At 66.4% G+C, this 20597-nt stretch carries 17 protein-coding genes; 10 read left to right on the top strand and 7 right to left on the bottom strand.

Features of this window, described 5'->3' with window-relative positions; translation table 11 throughout:
• Nucleotides 1–252: 252 nt before the first annotated feature.
• The 6 genes from ACWPOC_RS00005 (at nucleotide 253) to ACWPOC_RS00030 (ending at nucleotide 7121) form a co-directional block, all read left to right on the top strand.
• Nucleotides 253–1083: a hypothetical protein gene (locus ACWPOC_RS00005; RefSeq protein WP_455407801.1), complete on the top strand. Its 831-nt coding sequence runs from the start codon at nucleotides 253–255 to the stop codon at nucleotides 1081–1083.
• A gap of 897 nt (nucleotides 1084–1980) precedes the next feature.
• Entirely contained in the window at nucleotides 1981–2775 is a 795-nt protein-coding gene (locus ACWPOC_RS00010; protein ID WP_016694125.1) for an enoyl-CoA hydratase-related protein, read from the top strand.
• 31 nt (nucleotides 2776–2806) lie between these two features.
• Complete coding sequence (locus ACWPOC_RS00015; protein ID WP_106201075.1) at nucleotides 2807–3538, top strand: SDR family NAD(P)-dependent oxidoreductase; 732 nt, start codon at nucleotides 2807–2809, stop codon at nucleotides 3536–3538.
• A gap of 26 nt (nucleotides 3539–3564) precedes the next feature.
• Nucleotides 3565–5235 (top strand): class I adenylate-forming enzyme family protein, encoded by a 1671-nt coding sequence (locus ACWPOC_RS00020; protein WP_229579734.1) that lies wholly within the window; start codon nucleotides 3565–3567, stop codon nucleotides 5233–5235.
• On the top strand, nucleotides 5232–6380 hold the full coding sequence (locus ACWPOC_RS00025) for an acyl-CoA dehydrogenase family protein (RefSeq protein ID WP_120280667.1): 1149 nt from the start codon (nucleotides 5232–5234) through the stop codon (nucleotides 6378–6380). The genes ACWPOC_RS00020 and ACWPOC_RS00025 overlap by 4 nt, the downstream gene beginning before the upstream one ends.
• 78 nt (nucleotides 6381–6458) lie before the next feature.
• Entirely contained in the window at nucleotides 6459–7121 is a 663-nt protein-coding gene (locus tag ACWPOC_RS00030; RefSeq protein WP_120280668.1) for a TetR/AcrR family transcriptional regulator, read from the top strand.
• A 47-nt stretch (nucleotides 7122–7168) separates the two neighbouring features.
• On the opposite strand, the gene eutC is transcribed toward ACWPOC_RS00030, so the two are convergent.
• From eutC to ACWPOC_RS00045, 3 genes are all read right to left on the bottom strand, one after another.
• On the bottom strand, nucleotides 7169–7936 hold the full coding sequence (eutC, locus tag ACWPOC_RS00035; RefSeq protein ID WP_455407802.1) for an ethanolamine ammonia-lyase subunit EutC: 768 nt from the start codon (nucleotides 7934–7936) through the stop codon (nucleotides 7169–7171).
• A complete protein-coding gene (locus ACWPOC_RS00040) occupies nucleotides 7933–9345 on the bottom strand; it encodes an ethanolamine ammonia-lyase subunit EutB (RefSeq protein ID WP_455407803.1) in 1413 nt (470 codons plus the stop codon). Before ACWPOC_RS00040 ends, eutC begins: the two co-directional genes overlap by 4 nt.
• Before the next feature lie 120 nt (nucleotides 9346–9465).
• Nucleotides 9466–10332, bottom strand: coding sequence for an SGNH/GDSL hydrolase family protein (locus ACWPOC_RS00045; RefSeq protein ID WP_419150166.1), 867 nt, complete (start codon nucleotides 10330–10332; stop codon nucleotides 9466–9468).
• A gap of 158 nt (nucleotides 10333–10490) precedes the next feature.
• Here ACWPOC_RS00045 and ACWPOC_RS00050 point away from each other — a divergent pair, with 158 nt between their 5' ends.
• Nucleotides 10491–11810, top strand: a complete 1320-nt coding sequence (locus tag ACWPOC_RS00050; protein ID WP_455407804.1) for a serine/threonine-protein kinase — start codon at nucleotides 10491–10493, stop codon at nucleotides 11808–11810.
• 6 nt (nucleotides 11811–11816) lie between these two features.
• Here ACWPOC_RS00050 and ACWPOC_RS00055 read toward each other — a convergent pair whose 3' ends face one another.
• Nucleotides 11817–12824, bottom strand: a complete 1008-nt coding sequence (locus ACWPOC_RS00055; RefSeq protein ID WP_420917811.1) for a LacI family DNA-binding transcriptional regulator — start codon at nucleotides 12822–12824, stop codon at nucleotides 11817–11819.
• 144 nt (nucleotides 12825–12968) lie between these two features.
• Here ACWPOC_RS00055 and ACWPOC_RS00060 point away from each other — a divergent pair, with 144 nt between their 5' ends.
• The 3 genes from ACWPOC_RS00060 to ACWPOC_RS00070 are packed head-to-tail and all read left to right on the top strand — an operon-like array spanning nucleotide 12969 to nucleotide 16815.
• The gene (locus ACWPOC_RS00060; RefSeq protein ID WP_229582886.1) at nucleotides 12969–14156 is read left to right on the top strand and encodes an acyl-CoA dehydrogenase family protein; all 1188 of its coding nucleotides are present in this window, start codon (nucleotides 12969–12971) and stop codon (nucleotides 14154–14156) included.
• Nucleotides 14153–15265, top strand: coding sequence for a CaiB/BaiF CoA transferase family protein (locus tag ACWPOC_RS00065; RefSeq protein WP_455407805.1), 1113 nt, complete (start codon nucleotides 14153–14155; stop codon nucleotides 15263–15265). Before ACWPOC_RS00060 ends, ACWPOC_RS00065 begins: the two co-directional genes overlap by 4 nt.
• A 44-nt stretch (nucleotides 15266–15309) precedes the next feature.
• Nucleotides 15310–16815: an aldehyde dehydrogenase family protein gene (locus ACWPOC_RS00070; RefSeq protein ID WP_455407806.1), complete on the top strand. Its 1506-nt coding sequence runs from the start codon at nucleotides 15310–15312 to the stop codon at nucleotides 16813–16815.
• A gap of 92 nt (nucleotides 16816–16907) precedes the next feature.
• Here the strand turns inward: ACWPOC_RS00070 and ACWPOC_RS00075 are convergent, their stop codons facing one another.
• The 3 genes from ACWPOC_RS00075 to ACWPOC_RS00085 are packed head-to-tail and all read right to left on the bottom strand — an operon-like array spanning nucleotide 16908 to nucleotide 20597.
• Nucleotides 16908–17681, bottom strand: coding sequence for an HpcH/HpaI aldolase family protein (locus tag ACWPOC_RS00075; RefSeq protein ID WP_059382744.1), 774 nt, complete (start codon nucleotides 17679–17681; stop codon nucleotides 16908–16910).
• The gene (locus ACWPOC_RS00080; RefSeq protein WP_455407807.1) at nucleotides 17678–19423 is read right to left on the bottom strand and encodes an ABC transporter permease; all 1746 of its coding nucleotides are present in this window, start codon (nucleotides 19421–19423) and stop codon (nucleotides 17678–17680) included. The genes ACWPOC_RS00075 and ACWPOC_RS00080 overlap by 4 nt, the downstream gene beginning before the upstream one ends.
• A complete protein-coding gene (locus ACWPOC_RS00085; RefSeq protein WP_455407808.1) occupies nucleotides 19416–20597 on the bottom strand; it encodes an ABC transporter ATP-binding protein in 1182 nt (393 codons plus the stop codon). Before ACWPOC_RS00085 ends, ACWPOC_RS00080 begins: the two co-directional genes overlap by 8 nt.

The following is a 20597-nucleotide window of genomic DNA, read 5'->3' on the forward strand; positions in this document are numbered from 1 at the left end:
CGGCTGATGCACCGTCTGGGTCGGGTCCCGCCGCTCGAGTTCGAGACTGCGTATTACGCTGCTCTCGGTGCCGACCAGTCGGCCGCACACAGGTAACCGCAGTGTGCACTAAGCCCGGGGCGGTTCAGTTACCACTACGCCATAAAGCCGGTTGCTTCCGGCTGGGAGCTGCGTATCTACGAACGGACGAACGGCTCCGGAGAAGGGCAACAACCCGGCGGCCACGAGCTGTTCGCCTCGCATTCGAAGACCATGCAGAGCAAGTCCGCCTGCATCGCGCTGGCCAATGCATTTCACAACCTCGGGGACAGCTTCAACGAATTCGCACACGGATACCGCAGCCGACTCAGCCAAGCGCTCCTCGATGTGGAGAATCCCACCCCGAAGGTACAGAAGGCGCAGGCCGAGAAAGCCATTACGAATCCACCCGCTTCTACACCAGCGGTGTCCGCCGTAAAGCCGCGCAACGATGCGAAGCCTGCCGCACCAACATCCGGTACGCGGTTGTCCGCCACTCACAAGCAACTCCCGCCTGCATCCCCGCAACGTCGATTGAACGAGGCGGAACTACGCAGCGCGGTCTCGATGGCGCGCCAACATGTCTTCGTCGAGCGTGGAAGCGGAGTCTTCCATGCGTCGAGACAATGCAAGGACGGGCGCAACGTCACCCACTGGTGCCTGGCCGCGGATGCGTACCGCAGTCATCTGCGTCCGTGCCCGAAATGCAGCACCAAGCTGGCGCATGACCTCGGGCGGTATATCGACACCCAGCTCTCGAAGAAAGAGGCTGCATCGGGGCCGTTACGACTGACCCGAATCGGCAGGAAAGCTCCGACCACCGACGCGACATCGCACCGACGGAAGTCGCGCTCGAAGAAAGGGACGCCCGGCCGTAGGTCGAGTTCGCGCCAAACCCGCGCAATCCCGTACGGAAGTCCCTCGGACATCGATGACATCCGGTTTTCGCATCGGACAGCCGCCGAATGGGGAACCTCGTCCTTCCGCCAGCACCCCGAAGAGTTTCTCGGCAGCCCTACCGACGACGACCATGACTGGCGGGGCGGAAACTCGCTCTACGAGTGAGCCTCGAGTGACCCCTCGTCCTCGGATCACCGATCGAGCGTGCGCGTGCAGCTCAATAGCCGTACGCGGCGCACAGATCAGGATCGGCGATATAGCCTTCCTCGCAACCGTGCTGGGTCTGGATATCACCGGATGTCGGCGGTTCACCACACCGCAGCCCGCAGCGGTCGGCGTTGATTACGGGGGTCCCGTCCGGCCAGTGGCATCCGGTGGAATTGCATGAGTATCCGCGGTCGGACGTAGTACCCGTAGGACCTGAAGGAGCGGCGCTCCGATCGGGAAAAGTCACGCCGGTGTACGGATTTCGGCATATCGTACCGTCACATTCGAATGTGTTGGCTTCGCGTTCCGCCCGAAGGTATTCGTCTCCTCCGAGTTGATCGAAGCACCACTGCGAGAAGGCGCGCGTCCCATCGCTGTACAGGGCAGGCCCCGGCGTGCCTTCCAGACATTCCACGACGTACGGTTCCTCGATCACGGGTCGAGCCGGCAACTCCGTCGGTGCGGCAGGCGGCTCCGAATCCTCCGATGCCGAAGAGGCCGTCGCTACCGAGGCAGGGGTCGAACTCGGAACCGATTGGTCGGCGTCATCTCGTCCACCAGCAGTACATCCCGCTGCAAACAGGACGCCTGCTGCGATCCACACGATCGGATGTCGTTTCACGATTACTCCCTGCCGACACGTCGACCGCGCGCCACAGTCGTCGAACTCATGACGAACATCGACCGGTTCGGAGTTCGCGTTACCCCTCATGCGCTGCGGAGACGACCGAACGGCTCATGTGACGGTTGACACACCCCCTTCGTGAATGTAGCTTCATGAGAAATGAATAGTCATTCATTCACAGAAAACGGCTATTCGATACGCCTCCTACCTGCAGCGACGAAGGGGACTCCATGACCGACTTCGAAGACATCACCTACGAGATCGATGGCGCAGCCGGGATCATCACGATCAACCGACCCGAGCGCTACAACGCCTTCCGAGGCAAGACCGTCGAAGAACTGATCAAGGCGTTCCGTTCGGCCTGGGCCGACAGCCGCGTCTCGGCGATCATCCTCACCGGCGCCGGCGAGAAGGCCTTCTGCACCGGCGGCGACGTCAAGCAGCGCGCCGAGACCGGCGACTACGGCCCCACCGAGAGCGGCATGTTCGAGATCGGCTACCTCCACAAACTCATCCGCGACATCCCCAAGCCGGTCATCGCCGCCGTCAACGGTGTCGCCGTCGGCGGCGGGCACGTCCTGCACGTGCTGTGCGACCTCACGATCGCGTCGGAGAACGCCCGATTCGGCCAGGCCGGACCCAAGGTGGGCTCGTTCGACGCCGGTTTCGGTTCGGCCTTCCTCGCCCGTGTCGTCGGCGAGAAGCGTGCACGAGAGATCTGGTACCTGTGCCGCCAGTACGATGCCGCCACAGCCGAGCGCTGGGGCCTCGTCAACTGGGTGGTCCCACAGGACAAGCTGCTCGACGAGGCCAAGGCCGTCGCCGCCGAGATCGCCGAGAAGAGCCCCACGGCCATCAAGTTCCTCAAGCAGTCCTTCAACGCCGACACCGACCACCAGGCCGGCCTGAGCAACCTCGCGATGTCGGCACTCGACCTGTTCGGCAAGTCCGACGAAGGACTCGAAGGAGCAAAGGCGTTCGCGGAGAAGCGTCCCGCCGACTTCGCGAAGTACGTCAAGGCCTGACCCGAGTTCCCCAGACCCGTAAGGACATCCCATGAGCAACATCGCACTGGTCACCGGCGCCGGATCCGGAATCGGCAAGGCCATCGCTCTCGGTTTCGCCGCGCAGGGTGATCGCGTCGTCGCCGCCGATCTCGACCTCGCAGCCGCCGAAGCCACCGCCAAGGAGTACCCCCAGCTGATCACAGCACTGCCGGTCGACATCTCCGACCGCGCCCAGGTCGACGAGCTCCGCGACCGCACCCATGCCGAGGTGGGCGTGCCCAACGTGATCGTCAACGCCGCCGGCTGGGACCGCACCGACCAGTTCCTGAACGCCACACCGGAGTTCGCCCAGAAGGTCGTCGCGATCAATTATCTCGGCCCGGTGAACATCTGCAGCGCTTTCCTGCCCGGCATCATCGACGCCGGAAACGGCGGTCGCGTGATCAACCTCGCCAGCGATGCAGGTCGCGTCGGCAGCTCCGGCGAATCCATCTACGCGGGAGCGAAGGGCGGCGTCATCGCCCTCACCAAATCGCTCGCCCGCGAGATGGCCCGGCACAACATCAACGTCAACTGCGTGTGCCCCGGCCCCACCGACACCCCGCTGTTCCAGGCCCAGGAAGAGAAACTCAAAGCTGCTCTCATCAAGGCCATTCCGTTCCGGCGGCTCGCGCGACCCGAAGAGGTCGCCGCACCCGTCCTGTTCTTCGCATCCGAGTCCGCATCGTTCATCACGGGCCAGGTGATCAGCGTCAGCGGCGGCCTCACCATGGCCGGCTGACCGACATCCTCAGGGGAGATCGAATCATGAGCGCGTCGTACAACGCCCGGGCCTACCGGGAGTACTTCGAGAACGACTTCACGTATCTCAACGGCTTCCGGCGCAACCTGGGACGGTACGGGAACCGCGTTGCCATCACCGATCCCGACACGGGAACTCGGCTGACCTACGCCGAACTCGGCGAGCGCGTCGACCGAGTCGCCACGGGTCTGGCCGATGCGGGTGTGCAGGCAGGGGATGTCGTCGCCTATCAGCTGTTCAACAGTGTCGAGTTCGCCGAGCTGTATCTCGCCACCCAGGCCGTCGGCGCGGTGGGTTCGCCGATCAACTTCCGGCTCGCCTCCGGCGAAACATCGTTCATCCTCGACAAGTCCGCACCCACGGTCTTCGTCTACGACACCGAGCTCACTCCGATGGTGACGGAGGCGCTGGAACGCTCGGCGCACACACCGAAGGTGATCGTCGCGGTGGGCGCCGGCGATCCGGTCTCCGTTCCCGGCGCCACCGTTGTGCGGTACCGGCACCTGGTGGCCGATCGGGTCGCGCTCCCGCCGCTGCACCGGACGGTGTGGGACGAGACCACTCGCCTCTACACCTCGGGCACCACCGGTATGCCGAAGGGTGTGCCGCTCAACAGCATGATCGAGATCTTCAGCGCGCACGACGTCATCATGCATTTCCCGCTCAGCCCTGAGGACAAGACGCTCAACATGACGCCGTGGTTCCACCGCGGCGGCCTGTACTCCGGAGGGCCCAATCCGGTCTTCTACATCGGCGGAGAAGTGGTGCCGCTGCGCACCTTCGACGCCGACCGCGTCCTCGACCTCGTCGCCGAGCACGGCCTCACCTTCCTCATCGGAGCACCCACCAACCTCGCGATGCTCGCCGCCGCACAGGAGGCTCGTCCGCGCGACCTGTCGTCGCTGCGCGGCATCGTCACGATGGGTGCGCCACTCGAACGCGAAGCGGCACTGCGATACCAGCAGGTCCTCAACCCGCGGATCTTCAACGGCTACGGCAGCACCGAAGGGTTCTGGAACACCTTTCTGCGCCCCACCGATCTGCCCGAACATGCCGGCACCGCGGGTCGGGCCTGCACCGACGACGACGTGCGCGTGGTCCACATCTACGAGGACCGACTCGCCCACCACGACGACGTCGTCGCCAAGGACGACGAAGAGGTCGGAGAAGTGATCGTCCGCTCCCCCAAGGGTTCGAACGCCTACTTCGACTCCCCCGACCAGGAGAAGGCCAAATTCAACAACGGGTGGCTGCACATCGGCGACCTCGCCACGTGGGACGCCGGGGAGTTCGTCACGATCGTCGGACGCAAGGACGACATGCTCGTCTGCGGTGGTGAGAACGTCCATCCGGTGCAGGTCGAGGAAGCGCTCAACTCGCATCCGGGTGTGTCCGACTGCCTCGTCGTCGGCGTACCCGACGACCGGTGGGGACGCATCGTCGTCGCGTACATCGTCGCCGGCAGCCCGGACGTCACGGCGGACGTCCTCGACGCGCATTGTCGCGATCACCCGCTGCTGTCGACCTTCAAGCGACCGCGGGCATATCGCTTCGTCGAGTCACTGCCGGTCTCGGCCACCGGAAAGAAACTGCACTACAAGGCAACCCGAACAGCAGCCGACGAATTCGCCGCAGGGTTGTTCACCGCACCCACCGACTCGAGGATCACACGATGAACGCACGCCTCGAATACGAGACCGAGCACCAGCAGTTCCGGGAGGTCGCTCGCGACTTCGTCCGCGACAAGATCACACCCGTGCACGAGGACTGGGAGCACGCCAGCTGCCTCGACCGGTCGTTGTTCACCGAAGCCGGTAAGCTCGGACTGCTCGCCTTCTCCGTCGACGAGAAGTACGGCGGTCCCGGCGTCGACGACTTCCGCTACAACGCCATCCTCATCGAGGAGGTCAACCGAGCGGGCAACGCCGCGGCCGGTATCGCGTTCTCCCTGCAGAACGACGTGGTGCTGCCCTACCTGACCGAGTTGACCACCGACGAACAGAAGGCACGGTGGCTGCCCGGCGTCGTCAGTGGCGAGACCGTGCTGGGCATCGCCATGACCGAACCCGGCACCGGCAGCGACCTCACCGGTATCCGCACCTCCGCGGTGCGCGACGGCGATCACTACGTCGTCAACGGAGCCAAGACGTTCATCTCCAACGGTCAGAACGGCGACCTGTTCGTCGTCGCGACCCGCACCTCCGACGACCCGCACAAGGGATTGACGCTGCTGGTCGTCGAGGCCGACACCCCCGGCTTCTCCCGCGGACGCAATCTCGAGAAGATCGGTCTGCACGCCCAGGACACCAGCGAGCTGACGTTCACCGACATGCGGGTGCCGGTCGCGAACCGTCTCGGCGACGAAGGCCGCGGCTTCTACCAACTGGTGCACAACCTCCCGCAGGAACGGTTGTCGCTGTCCATCGGTGCGGTCGCCGCCGCCGAGGGCGTCCTCGCGCAGACCCTCGACTACGTCCGCGAGCGGAAGGCGTTCGGGAAGCCGGTGTCGAGCTTCCAGAACACCCAGTTCGTGCTCGCCGAGCTGGCCACCGAGCTCGACATCGCCCGCACCTACCTCGACGACTGCATCGCCGAGCACGTCGCCGGGCAGCTCACCGCCGCCCGCGCCGCCCGTCTGAAGTGGTGGGCCACCGAACTGCAGGTGCGTGTCGCCGACCGGTGCCTGCAACTGCACGGCGGCTACGGCTACATGCGCGAATACGGCGTCGCACGCGCTTTCGTCGACGCCCGCATCCAGACGATCTACGGCGGAACCACCGAGATCATGAAGACGATCGTCGCGAAGGATCTCGGGATCTGACGACCGTCCCAGCTGCACGATTCACACCGCTGAGCACTCGGTACTGTGAATCGGACCGAAAAGCGACGAGGAGCCCCTATGACCACCGACCACGATGCACTTCCCGTGGAAGAGGCCGTGCGGGCAGTTCGTACCAGTTCCCGCCGCAAGCAGGTCCTCGACGCCGCCGTGCAGGTCATGCAGCGCACCGGTTTCCACCAGATGTCGATGCAGGCGCTGGCCGACGAGGCCGGTGTCAGCGTCGGACTGATCTACAAGTACTTCGGCGGCAAGGAGGAAATCCTCCTCGCCACCATCGTCTCGATCCTCGACACCTTCCGCGACCAGATCGAACCTGCGATGGAGGCCGCCGGCGACGACCCGGTCGAACGGCTCGCCGCCGGCATCCGCCGCTACATCGAGATCGTCGACGAGAACCTCGATGCCACCGTCCTCACCTACCGGGAGAGCCGCACGCTCGACGCTGCAGGTCGCGCCCGGATCAAGGAACTGGAGGTCGAGACGTCGGCGCCGCTGCGCTCCGCCCTCGACGACGGCATCGCCGCCGGGATCATGGAGCCTATCGACGTCGACCTGATGGTGTTCGACATCCTGCTCCTCGCCCACGGGTGGGCGCTCAAGCACTGGCACTTCGGATCCATCTACACCCTCGACGACTACATCCGCCTCCAGACCCGGCTGGTGCTCAACACGACGCTGAAGGCGGAGCGGCGCGGGGACTACGCGCACTTCCTCCGGTAACCGCCCTCGACCGAAACAGCGGAGCGCGAAGCGGTCACAGGTGCGCGTTATTGCGCGCTCCGATGACCGATTCCCGCTCCGCTGTCGGGGTCGGTGAGTGCGGGATCCCGAGAGGTGTCCTTCAACGCGACCCCCGACGCACCCAACTGCCGCGCCCCGTTCACGAGGGCCGCTACGACGCGCGCCGCGTGGTCGTAGGTCATCCCGCCGGGCGGGTGGATGTTCGACACGCAGTTGCGTTCGGCGTCACTGCGTCCCGGCCTCGGGTGGTGCGTCAGGTACACGCCGACGCTGTCGGCCACCGAGAGGCCGGGGCGTTCGCCGATGATCACGAGCATCGTCGTGACGCCGAGTTGTTCACCGATATGGTCTCCCAGCGCGACGCGGGCCTGCGTCGCGATGACCGGCGGCGCCACGGTCAGCCCGGGCAGGGCAGCGACGATGGCCGCGAGAAGATCGGGTCCGTGGGCGTCGAGAGCGGTGGACGACAATCCGTCGCACAGCGCGATGCCGAGATCGGCGTCCGTTCGCGGCAGCGCGGTTCCCTCGGCGAGCTGTCGGCCGAGGTCGGGACGGCGCAGATACGTACTGCGATCTTCCGCTGCGCTTTCCACGACCAACGGGTCGCCGAGGCCGAGTTCTTTCGTCCGCCGCACCATCGCGGGCACATCGAGCGGGACGTGCACGGCGTCGCGCGCCTCGGCATGGGCCGTCACGAATTCCAGATGACGACGTGTCGGGATGCTGTTCCCGGTGCGGCCCAGTCCGATCCGGGCCTGGGTGTGCCGACGCAGTTCGTCCCACAGGTCGCTCACAGGGCACCTCCGAGCGCGCGCAGCGGGGACGTGCCGACGTCCACCGGCAGGATGCGACCGACGTCGTCCGCCATGCCCTGCCTGCGTAGCCAGTCCTCGAATTCCGGTGCCGGCCGCAGATCGGCAGCCTCCCGCACGTACAGCGCGTCGTGGAACGACAGCGACTGGTAGCCGAGCATCACGTCGTCGGCGCCGGGCACGGTGATGACGAAAGCTGTTCCGGCAACGGCCAACAGGGTCAGCAGGGTGTCCATGTCGTCCTGGTCGGCCTCGGCATGGTTGGTGTAGCAGACGTCCACACCCATCGGCAGACCGAGGAGTTTGCCGCAGAACTGGTCTTCGAGACCCGCACGGATGATCTGCTTGCCGTCGTACAGGTATTCCGGTCCGATGAACCCCACGACCGTATTGACGAGCAGCGGATCGAACTCGCGCGCAACGGCATACGCGCGCGCTTCGAGCGTCTGCTGATCCACCGGTCTGCCTCCGGTGCCGACATGGGTTCCCGACGACAACGCCGAACCCTGCCCGGTCTCGAAGTACATGACGTTGCTGCCGACGGTCCCCCGTCGCAGCGACCTGCCGGCCTCGTTGCCCTCCCGCAGTACTGCGAGGTCCACCCCGAAGCTGCGGTTGGCACCCTCGGTGCCGGCGACGGACTGGAACACCAGGTCGACGGGTGCGTCCTTCTCGATCAGATCGATGGTGGTGGTGACGTGGGTGAGCACGCACGATTGCGTGGGGATCTCGAATCGTTGTCGGATCTCGTCGAGCAGGTGCAGCAGGTCGGACACGGCGTGCGGCGAGTCGCTCGCCGGGTTGATGCCGACCACCGCGTCGCCGCATCCCATCAGCAGGCCGTCGAGGACGGACGCGGCGACCCCACGCGGATCGTCGACGGGATGGTTCGGCTGCAGGCGCGTCGCGAGCCGGCCGGGCAACCCGATGGTCGTGCGGAACGCGCTGGTCACCGTCGCAGCGCGGGAGACCGCGATGAGGTCCTGGTTGCGCATGATCTTGCTGGTCGCCGCGACCATCTCCGGGGTGAGTCCCGGCGCGAGTGCTGCGAGCACGTCGGCGGAGTCCGGTCGGGCCGCGACCTCCAGGAGGTGGTCGCGCAGTTCCCCGACGGTCATGTGCGAGACCGGCGCGAAGGCCGTCGCGTCGTGGGTGTCGACGATCAGCCTGGTGACCTCGTCGGTCTCGTACGGGACGACCGCCTCGGTGAGGAAGGCGGGGAGCGGGAGGTCGGCGAGGGCGAGCTGTGCCGCGGCGCGTTCGGCATCCGAGGTGGCCGCGCAGCCCGCGAGTTCATCGCCCGAGCGGCGCGGGGATGCTTTGCCGAGCAGGTCGACGAGGCCGTCGAACTCGTAACCGGTTCCGCCGAGCTGTTGTCGGTAGATCGTCATCGGGGCCTCCCGCGCAGAACCGGTTCGACGGATGTGAGCACGCAGTGGAGTGCAGCATTCCACTTTTTCGCCGTCGTGTCCGGCGAGTGTCGCGAACGAAACGCCGCTGGTCGTCGGTTTCTAGCCCCGCTGGTACCAGACGTTCGTCACCCGCTGCGCCATGTGCCGCATCCCCGCAGCGGTGGGATGCAGCGCCTTCGCCAGCGACAGCGACTGCCGTCCCTCGTAGAAGCGCTGCTCGGAGGCTGCACACGCGTCGTGTCCTTCCGAGCCGGCCATGACGTCGACGAACTCGGCACCGGCCTCGCCGGCGGACCGGGCGAGTACTCGGTTCATCCGCACGAAGAAGTTCGTCACGAAGGAGGCGTCGGCATCGCTGGTGGGGATGTTGGGCCAGCAACCCCGGTTGCCGAAGACGCCACCGTGCCCGACCAGCAGGACCCGTGCGCGCGGTGCGCGTTGCTGGACGGCTGTGAGTGTCGCGGTGACCTTCGGTCCGAGCGCGCTCAGGGCGGCGTCCATGCGCGACGTGGTGCCCGGATCGGTGCGGCAATGCGCGTCGCCGCCCGGAAGCTCGGTGTAGCAGGCCGAGACGAGCCCCGCCCAGCCGACATCGTTGCCGCCGATGCTCAGCGTGACGAGATTCGTGTCCGGAGTGAGCGAATCGATCTGCGGCGGGACCGATCCGGTCGACGTCTGCTGCGGGACGGACGTGATGTGCTCGGTGCGCGCACCCGAACACGCGACGTTGACGAAGCTGACGGTCTGCAGCGAACCCGCGACGAGGTTCGGATATCCCGCGTCCGCGCGGGCGCATCCGCTGAGCATCGCCGCTGCGTCGAGGTAAGGCCCGGCGGCACGCGAGTCGCCGAGCGCGACGTAGCGGATGCCCTGCTCGCTACCCGGGTCGCTCATCGCGGACACCGGCCACACCATCGATGCAGCTGCCATGCCGGCGACGATCCCGGCTCGCACAATCGTCTTCATCCAGACCCTCCGGCAGCGTGGTTCTCCCGGGCATGAGATCGGCACGAATTACAAACGCGTTACGAGCATCGGGTGAAGATAACGGATGAAGCCCGGATGCCCGTCCTCCCACCAGCGCATTTTGTTTACTCCCCCCTTCGAACGGCTACCGTCGACCTGTGACCGTCCACAAAGTTCTCGACGGCCGCTACGAGCTGAGCGGTCTGCTCGGCGTGGGCGGCAGCGGCGAGATCCACGACGGTTGGGACACCCGCCTCCACCGGCCCGTCGCCGTCAAACTGCTCGGACGGGAGGTGGGCAGCAGACCGGACGTACGACGTCGTTTCGAAGTCGAGGCCCGGGCCGCCGCGGCCCTGAACCACCCTCGCATCGTCGCCGTGTACGACACGGGTGAACACGACGGACGTCCCTACATCGTTATGGAACGGCTTCCCGGGCGGACCCTCGCCGACGACATCGCCCGCGGACCCCTACCCGACGATCGGGTGCGCACGGTGCTCGCCGGAATTCTCGAGGCACTCGTCGCCGCGCACGGTGCGGGGATACTCCACCGGGACATCAAACCGGCGAACGTGCTTGTCGCGGAGAACGGCGAGATCAAGGTCGCCGACTTCGGTATCGCGAAGAGCGTCGGCGACGACCTCACCCGCACCGGTGAACTCGTGGGGACCGTTGCCTATCTGAGCCCGGACCGCATCACCGGACACCCCGCGTCCGTGACGGACGATCTGTACGCGGTCGGGATCGTCGGCTACGAGTCCCTGTGGGGGCGGAGGCCGTTCGCCGAGGACAACATCCTCGCGCTGGCACGGGCCATCACGCACGACCGGCCGCAGCCGCTCACCGAACTCCGACCGGACGCCCATCCTGGGCTCGTCGCAGTGATCGAGCGGGCCATGGCACGAGAGCCTTCCGACCGGTTCCGCAGTGCGCACGAGATGCTCTCGGCATTGCAGAACTCCGACGGATACCGCACTGCGACGACCCGACTGCCGGCAGGTATGGCTGTCGACCCGACGACTACCGTAGGCACGGACCGTTCCCGTGGAGTTCTCGTCGCGGCGGGTCTGACGCTGGTCGGAGCGCTCGCCGTGGGCGGTCTCGCGCTCGGATTCGGGCGGGGCGACTCCCCGCCGGCGGCCACACCGGAGACCCGGACGCCGGGCACGTCCGCATCGACGCCCGAACGGGTACCGGCCACCACCGAGCTCCCTGTGACTCCCGAATCCACGGTCGTCCCGGCTCGCACAGCGGACGAAACCCCCGTGGTTCCGCCCGTCGTACCCGCTCCGGAGACCGTTCCTGTCGCACCGCCGGCGGATGCCGGGCCCACGAGGTCCGAATCCGAGTCCCGTGGGAACAGCGGACCCGGCAACAACAACGGGAATGGCAACGGCAACGGCGGTGATGGAAATGGGAACAACGGTCGCGGCAACGGCAACAATGGCAACAGCGGCCGCGGCAACGGCAACGGGTGAGGTCGCTCAGCTCGATCCGCGCGCGACGAGTTCGACGGGCAGCTTCGTCGATTCCGTCTCCCCGGTGCGCACGAGTTCGAGCAGACGCTCGATGGCCGTCACCCCGATATCGTGCGCGGGCGATCGCACGGTGGTGAGCGGAACCGGCAGCTGCGCGACGACAGGGATGTCGTTGTAACCGACGACGGCGAGATCGCCGGGGATGGACAGACCCAGGTCGCGGGCAACACCGAGGATGCCGATGGCAATGGTGTCGCTGACCGCGAAGATCGCGCGGGGCCGGTCGGGGCGATCCAGCAGCGCACGCGCGGCCTCCACACCCCCGGCGACGTCGAAGCTCGACCGCACGATCCGCTCGGGCGGCAGAGCCACCGACGCTTGCTTCAGGGTGTCGACGAAGCCGTCGCGCCGGTCGCGGGCGGTGCTGGCGTGGTCGGGGCCGGCGATGATCGCCAGATCGTCGTAGCCGCGGTCGAGCAGGTGCCGGGCGGCCAGCACTCCTCCTCGGTAGTCGTCGCCCACTACGAACGGCAACCCGGCATCGGCGTGCCGGGTGACCGCGAGGATGGGCAGCGATCCGAGCGCCAGCGACTCGACGAACGGGCGGCCCGGCAGGTGCATGCTGCTCAGCAGCAGACCGTCGACCTGTCGCCCCACGAGCAGCGCGATGGCGCGACGTTGCGCCTCGAGATCGTCGGGTGGGCTCGACAGCAGTACCGAGTAGCCCGCTTTCGTGGCGGCTTCCTCGATGCCCTGGTAGGTCGTGGCGACCACGCCGTCGGTGAGTCGCGGCATGACGACACCGAGGGTCGTGGTCTTGCGGGTCCGCAGGCTCGCCGCCCACAGATTGGGGCGATATCCCAGTTCGGCTGCGACCTCCCGAACCCGCAGGGCCGAGTCCGACCAACCGTCGACCGGTTCGGGCTGGCGCAGCACCCGGGATGCCGTCGAGACGTGGACACCGGCGCGCTCGGCGATCTCCTTGAGCGTCGGGGCGCGGTCGGGACGGGGCATGCGGCTCTCCTGCTTGTGCGGCATCGAGTTCATGTTCCGGGTTGACGCGCCCGGAGCATGCCTTTAGCGTAGGCCATGCAATCGATCGTGCAAACGTTCTCGCAATCGTTCTGACAAACGTTTCCTCGACCACCGGAGAAGGCCATGTCCAACGCTCAGTCGCTCACCCAGCTGTTCGCCCTCGACTCCCTGCTCGAGCAGGAGGAGATCGACATCCGCGACACCGTCCGCAAGTTCGGCAACGAGCGCATCCGCCCGCACGTGGCCCAGTGGTTCGAGGAAGCGAAGCTCCCGGCACGCGAACTCGCCAAGGAACTCGGACAGCTGGGGGTGCTCGGCATGCACCTCGACGGCTACGGCTGCGCCGGCATGAGCGCCACCGCCTACGGCCTGGCCTGCCTCGAACTCGAGGCCGTCGACTCCGGCATCCGCAGCCTCGTGTCCGTGCAGGGCTCGCTGGCGATGTTCTCCATCCACCACTGGGGCAGCGAGGAGCAGAAGCAGGAATGGCTCCCCCGCATGGCCGCCGGCGAGGCGATCGGCTGCTTCGGCCTGACCGAGCCCGACTTCGGCTCCAACCCCGCCGGAATGCGCACCAACGCCAAGCGCGACGGCGACGACTGGATCCTCAACGGCACCAAGATGTGGATCACCAACGGCTCGATCGCCGACGTCGCCGTCGTCTGGGCGCAGACCGACCTCGAAGAAGGCGCCAAGGGCATCCGCGGCTTCGTCGTCCCCACCGACACCCACGGTTTCTCCGCACCGGAGATCCACTCCAAGCTGTCGCTGCGCGCCTCGGTCACCTCGGAGCTCGTCCTCGACGGCGTGCGTCTGCCCTCCTCGGCGATGATGCCGAAGGCCAAGGGTCTGCGCGGACCGCTGACCTCCCTCGGTGAGGCCCGCTTCGGCATCGTCTTCGGTGCCATCGGCGCCGCCCGCGACTGCCTCGAGACCGCCATCGAGTACTCGCAGTCCCGCGAGGTGTTCGACAAGCCGCTCGCCGGCTACCAGCTCACCCAGGCCAAGATCGCCGACATGGCGCTCGAGGTCGGCAAGGGCCACCTGCTCGCCTACCACCTCGGTCGCATCAAGGACCGCGGCGAGATCGCCCCGGAGCAGGTCAGCCTCGGCAAGCTCAACAACGTGCGCGAGGCCATCGCGATCGCCCGCGAGTGCCGGACCATCCTCGGCGCCAACGGAATCACGCTCGAGTACCCTGTCATCCGTCACGCCAACAACCTCGAATCGGTGCTGACCTACGAGGGCACCTCCGAGGTCCATCAGCTGACCATCGGCAAGGCGCTGACCGGTGAGGCGGCCTTCCGGTGACCACCCTTCCCGGCGCGCTCGAGGGGCTGGTGATCGCCGATTTCGGTCGCGTGCTCGCCGGCCCCTACGCCACCATGCTGCTCGCCGACCTCGGGGCGGAGGTCGTCAAGATCGAACGTCCCGGCTTCGGGGACGACACCCGGCACTGGGGACCGCCCTGGGTCGGCGACGAGTCGACCTACTTCCTCGGCGTCAATCGCAACAAGAAGTCGGTGGCCATCGACCTGACCACCGACGAAGGACTCGAACAGGCACGCGATCTCGTCGCCCGCGCCGATGTCGTCGTCGAGAACTTCCTGCCCGGCACGATGACTCGGCTCGGGCTCGGATACGAGCAGATCCGGGAACTCAACCCCGGCATCGTCTACACCTCGATCACCGGTTTCGGCGGACACAACAACCTGCCCGGCTACGACCTGCTCATCCAGGCCGTCGGCGGTCTGATGAGCATCACCGGGCCCGACCCGGCGACACCCACCAAGGTCGGTGTCGCCGTGGTCGACATCATCACCGGAATGCACGCTGCGCTCGGCATCCTCGCCGCGCTGCGGCACCGCGACCGCACCGGCGAGGGCCAGCGCGTCGAGGTGAACCTGCTGTCGTCCCTGTTGTCGGCGCTGGCGAACCAGTCGTCCGGCTACGTCGCGGCGGGAGTGGTGCCGAAGGCGATGGGCAACCGTCATCCGAGCATCGCGCCCTACGAGGTGTTTCACACCGCCGACCGGCCGTTCGTCCTCGCCGTGGGCAACGATCGTCAATTCGCCTCGCTGGTCGAGGTTCTCGGCGCACCCGAACTCGCCACCGATGACCGGTTCACCACGAACACCGCCCGCGTCGCGAACCGGGAGGAGCTGACGAAGATCATCGACGAGTTGCTGTCGACGGACACCGCCGACGCGTGGTTCGACGCTCTGACCGCAGCCCGGGTGCCGTGCGGTCCGCTCAACGACATCGCCGACGCGGTCGCGCTCGCCGAACGACTCGGTCTGTCGCCGGTGGTGTCGATCGACGATCCCGACCGGGACGCTCCGCTTCGTCAGATCGCCAACCCGATCCGGCTCAGCGCCACCCCCGCGACCTACCGCACGGCGCCACCGCGCCTGCCGTAGTCGGAGGACATCCTTCAGCACGAAATCCGTCAGGAGTGAAATACATGACCGCACTGAGCGCAGCGGCGCCTGTCACGTTGCGTCACCTCGTCGCGGGCCGCTGGGAGGAGGGGCCGGCCGAGGAATTCGAATCGACGAATCCTGCGCATCCGGACGACGTGGTCGCCCGAGGACTACGGGCGACCGTCGAGGACGTCGATCGAGCCTTCACAGCGGCCCGCCGTGCAGCCCGCGACTGGGCACGTACACCCGTCCACGAACGAGGTGCCGTCCTTTCGCGTGCCGCGAATTCGCTCGACGCAGCATCCGAGCAACTCGGTGCCGAGCTCACCCGGGAAGAGGGTAAGACCCTCGCCGAGGGTATCGGCGAAGTGCGCCGCGCCGCGCAGATCCTGCGGTACTTCGCGAACGAGGGCGATCGGTCCGCCGGTGAGGTCTTCGCATCCCCTCGCCGGGGAGAGCGGATTCTCGTCACGCGCAGGCCTGTCGGGGTGGTCGGTGTCATCACGCCCTTCAACTTCCCCATCGCGATTCCGGCGTGGAAGATCGCGCCCGCGCTCGTGTACGGGAACACCGTGGTGTGGAAGCCGGCCAGCACGGTTCCGTTGCTCGCGGTTCGTCTGGCCGAAGCGCTGACGGAGGCCGGTCTTCCCGAGGGCGTGCTCAACCTCCTCCATGGTGAAGGCGCGCTCGGAAACGCGATCGTCGAGCACCCGGAGATCGACGCGATCACCTTCACCGGTTCGACTTCGGTCGGTCGGCGCATCGCTGCTGTAGCGGCGACCCGAGGCGTTCCGGTGCAGGCCGAGATGGGCGGCAAGAATGCCGCCGTCGTCCTGGCGGACGCGGATCTGGACCTGGCCGTCGAACAGGTGCTGTTCGGAGCGTTCCGCTCGTCCGGTCAGAAGTGCACGGCCACTTCCCGGCTCATCGTCGACGACTCGATCGCCGACGACTTCCTCGGCCGCCTGCAGGCACGGCTCGACAGTTGGACGGTGGGCGACCCTCTCGATCCAGCGGTCGACATGGGCCCTGTCGTGACCGCTGCTGCAGCGCAGCAGATCGAAGCAGGTATCGAACACGCGGTCGCAGAAGGCGCGACAGTCGTGTACCGCGGAATCGTGCGTCTCGACGAGTCGGTGGATGCGGCCGCGTTCGTGGCGCCGACCATCCTGCAGTTGCCCGCCGACGAAACGGCTGCCGCATCCAATCCCGCGTGGCAGGAGGAGTTCTTCGGGCCGATTCTGAGTGTGCGCCGTGCCGCAGGTCGTTCGGAGGCGTTCGCGCTCGCAAATGACAGCGAATTCGGGCTCAGCGCATCGATTTTCACTCAGGACGTGACTCGCGTCCTGGAGGCGATGGACGAGATCGACGTCGGCATCCTGCACGTCAACTCCGAGTCGGCCGGTGCCGACCCGCACGTTCCGTTCGGTGGAGCGAAGAAGTCCGGGCTGGGTCCCAAGGAACAGGGTGGCGCAGCCGTCGAGTTCTTCACCCATACGACCACGGTCTACCTGCGTGGAGGAAATCCCTCGGCACCGGACCTCTGATCCCCGCGGCAGGTGGTCGCACACACTCCCCACACGAGAAGGGCCTGTACCGGAACAGGCGGATTCAACCGGTACAGGCCCTTCTCGTGTCGTCACCACCGTGCGGGGACCGAGCTTCCCTTCACCTCTTGGAAGAGTCGGCGGGTACCTCGCTGCAGGACCCCGACATCGCTGCCGATCGCGACGAGAGAGGCTCCCTCGACAGTCCACGCGAGCCCGTCGGCGGGGGAACTCGCGTACAGACCGGAATAGACGCCGGCCCGCTGGGCGATGTCCAGAGCCTGCGACATCGTCCGGCGAACATCCGGATCGCGAGGATTGCCCAAGCGCCCCATCGAAGCTGCGATATCGGCCGGCGACACGAAGATTCCGTCAACTCCCGGCACCGCGACGATCTCGGGAAGCGAGTCGAGCGCCTCCTTCGACTGGATCTGGACGAAGATGCACAGCTCGTCGTGTACGGTTCGGAGATATTCCGGACGGCGACCGAAATCGGTTGCGCGGGTGAGTGTGCTGGCCACAGCTCGGGTCCCGCTGGGCGGATAGCGCGTCGCGGCCACCACCTCCCGAGCTCGATCGGGTGAATCGACTCCCGGGATCACCAGATTCCGCACGCCCAGGTCGAGGTACTGACCGATGACTGCCGGATCGGGTCCGGGAGTCCTGGCCACCACCTCGAGCGGGATTCCTTTCAGGGCGTGCAACTGTCCTGCGATGGTGCTCGGCGAGTTGGGGGCGTGCTGACCGTCGATCAACACCCAGTCCGCCCCCGCCCCGGTACAGATCTCCGCGGCGTACGGGTTCCCCAGCCCGAGCCACAATCCGTACTGGGGTTCGCCGGAGGCCAGGCGTCGCTCGAGCGTCACTTCTTCGCAGCCTTCTTCTGCACTGCGCGCATCTTGCGGACCCATGCCGGTCGAGAGAACCACATCATGAGGATCACCACCGTCGCCGACACGGCGGTCATCATCACGGCAACCGCGGCGACCTGGGTGAAGAAACCTTCACCCCACACCTGGAAGAGCAGCGCGCTGACCAGCGGAGTCTGTCCGGTTCCGAGCAGGACCGCGATCTCCAGATCACCGACGATCCTCACGAACACCAGGGAGAAGGTCGCCAGTATTCCGGGTCGCAGGAGAGGAAGAACGATCTGTGTGAACGTCCGGCCCGATCCTGCGCCGCACAGCCGGGACGCATCTTCCAGGCTGCCGTCGATCTGGGCGGATGTTCCCTCGAGAGAGATCATCGCGTACGGGAGGAACGACACGAAGAACGCCATTCCCATGATGAGCAACGTTCCGCCGAGGTTGAACGGCTCACCGCCGAAGGCGAAGATGAACGAGACCGCCAGGACGCTGCCCGGTACCACTGCCGGCAGTTTGGCCGACGCACTCGCCAAGCGGGAGATGCGGTTACGGGACTGACGTGCGTAGGTGAGGATCATCGTCGCGGCGAGCACGATGACGAGTCCGCCGACCACCGCGAGCAGAACCGAGTTGCTGATCGCGAGGCCCGCACCGCCTGCACCTGCCGAGGCGACCTTGAAATTGTCCAGCGTCCAGTTCGACGCCGTCAGGTCGGGCTGCCAGTAACGCTGCAGGCTCAGGTAGATCACCGCGAGGAGAGGCAGAACTGCGGCGAGTCCGATGTAGACGAGATTCAACGCGCGCACAGGCCAACGCCACTTGCCCAGAGCCACCCTGGCCACCTTGGGCGCCTGGCCGCCCATCCTGGCGAACTGCTGCTTCGAAATCACGAGTCGCTGAAGGAAGTACAGGACCAGCAGGACCGTGAACAGCATCGCGCTGAGCCTGACCGCGGTGCCGTATTCGACCGGGTAGGTGTTCTGGATCGAACGGACGATACGAACGGACATGATGTCGAGGTCGGTGCTCTGCCCCACGATCGCCGGGACCGAGTACACGCCGGCACCGATGATCGTCGCCAGGATGAAACCGGACAGCAGAGACGGCGCGACGGCCGGGAGTGACACGGTACGCACCACCCGGAAGGTCCCGGAGCCCGAGGCCCGCGCAGCTTCTTCGAGCGACGGGTCGAGAGAGCGCAGCGCCGACACGATCGGAAGATAGGTGTACGGAACGGTGAGCAGGACGTAGATCAGCACCATGCCCGGCGTCGAGTAGATCTGGAATCCGAGCGGTTCGAGGATCGGCGACAGCAGGCCTACTTCGGGACTGGCCAGAACCACCCAACCGACCGCCAGCGCGACGGCCGGGAGGAACAGCGGGATCAACGGCAGGGCATCACCGATCGCGCCCAGACCTGCATCGGTACGCTCGTTGACCCAGGCCAGCAGTGCACCGATCACCAGGGAGAGCAGAGCACTCACCCCGACGACGACCACGGTGTCCCGAACCATTCCCAGGAACCACGGCTCGGCAATCAGATCCGTCCATGCCTCGAGCGGACCACCGGCACGCTCGAACATCCGCGCGAGCGGGTACACGACCAGCAGGACGACGAGTGCGGACAATACAACCAGCAGTGCACCGAAGGCACCGCGGCGGAGCGCGCCCTTCGGGCGCACATCCTTCTGCGGGTCCGTCGCGACGGTCGTTCGTTCGGGACTCGGGGCGAGACTAGTCATCGGCCACCACCCGGAATGCCTCTGCGGGAACGGTCACGTCGACCTCGGCAGACTCGTGCAACGCCGGGTCCGGGACTCCGAACGCCCACACCGTCACCGAACGGTCCTCGATACGGCACTGATACTCGGTATGAGCGCCCGAGAAGGTCCGTGCGACAACCACTCCTCGCCAGGACAGGTTCCCGTCTGCGGCTCCGGTCGGCGCGATCGAGCACTTCTCCGGCCGAACCATCAGTGTGATCGCCTCACCGGGAACGGCGTCCGTTCGTACGGTGTCGGACGAACGCGGCACACTGATCTCCCGACCCGCCACCTCTACGGTGAGCGACTCGTCCGCGCTGCCGAGCACCGTCGCGTCGAGGAAGTTCGCCTCACCGATGAACTCCGCCGTCGAGCGATTGCTCGGACGCTCGTACACGGTGACGGGGGAAGCGAGTTGATCCACCCGGCCGCTGCGCATGACGGCGATCCGAGTACCCAGACTCATCGCTTCCACCTGGTCGTGCGTGACGTACACGGCAGCAAATCCGAGTTGACGATGCAGTCGCACCAACAGAGCACGGAGCTTGACCCTGACCCGGGCATCGACATTGGACAACGGTTCGTCGAACAGGACGACTGACGGTTCGGAGATCAGGGTGCGAGCCAAGGCGACCCGCTGCTGCTGCCCACCACTGATCATCCCCGGGTGCTGCCGTCCCAGGCCACCGAGACCGACGAGGTCGAGATACTCCGCTGCCCGACGACGGGCCACGGCCTTCCGCACTCCCGCCGATCGCAGGGGGTAGGCCACATTGTCCTCGAGGTTCATGTGGGGCCACAGCGCATAGGACTGGAACATCATGTTGACGTCGCGCTCGTTGGGCGCCTTGACGGTCTTGGAGGACGAATCGTAGACCGCGTCGCCGTCGATGCGGATTACTCCCTCCGTGGGGGATTCCAGTCCTGCGATACAACGCAGCAGAGTGGACTTGCCACAACCACTGGGGCCCAACAGGACGAGGAGTTCCCCGGTCCGGACCTCGAACGAGACATCGTCCACCGCATTGACGATGTCGCCGCCGTGACGTTCGAATTTCTTGGTGACGCTGTTGACTTCGAGAAGTACTGGGGAGCCGTCCGCCCGAGCGGGCGCGGTAGCTTCTGCAGCGGGTAGCTCGTCGATGATTGTCAT

The organism is Rhodococcus sp. 5G237 (genome assembly GCF_053764735.1).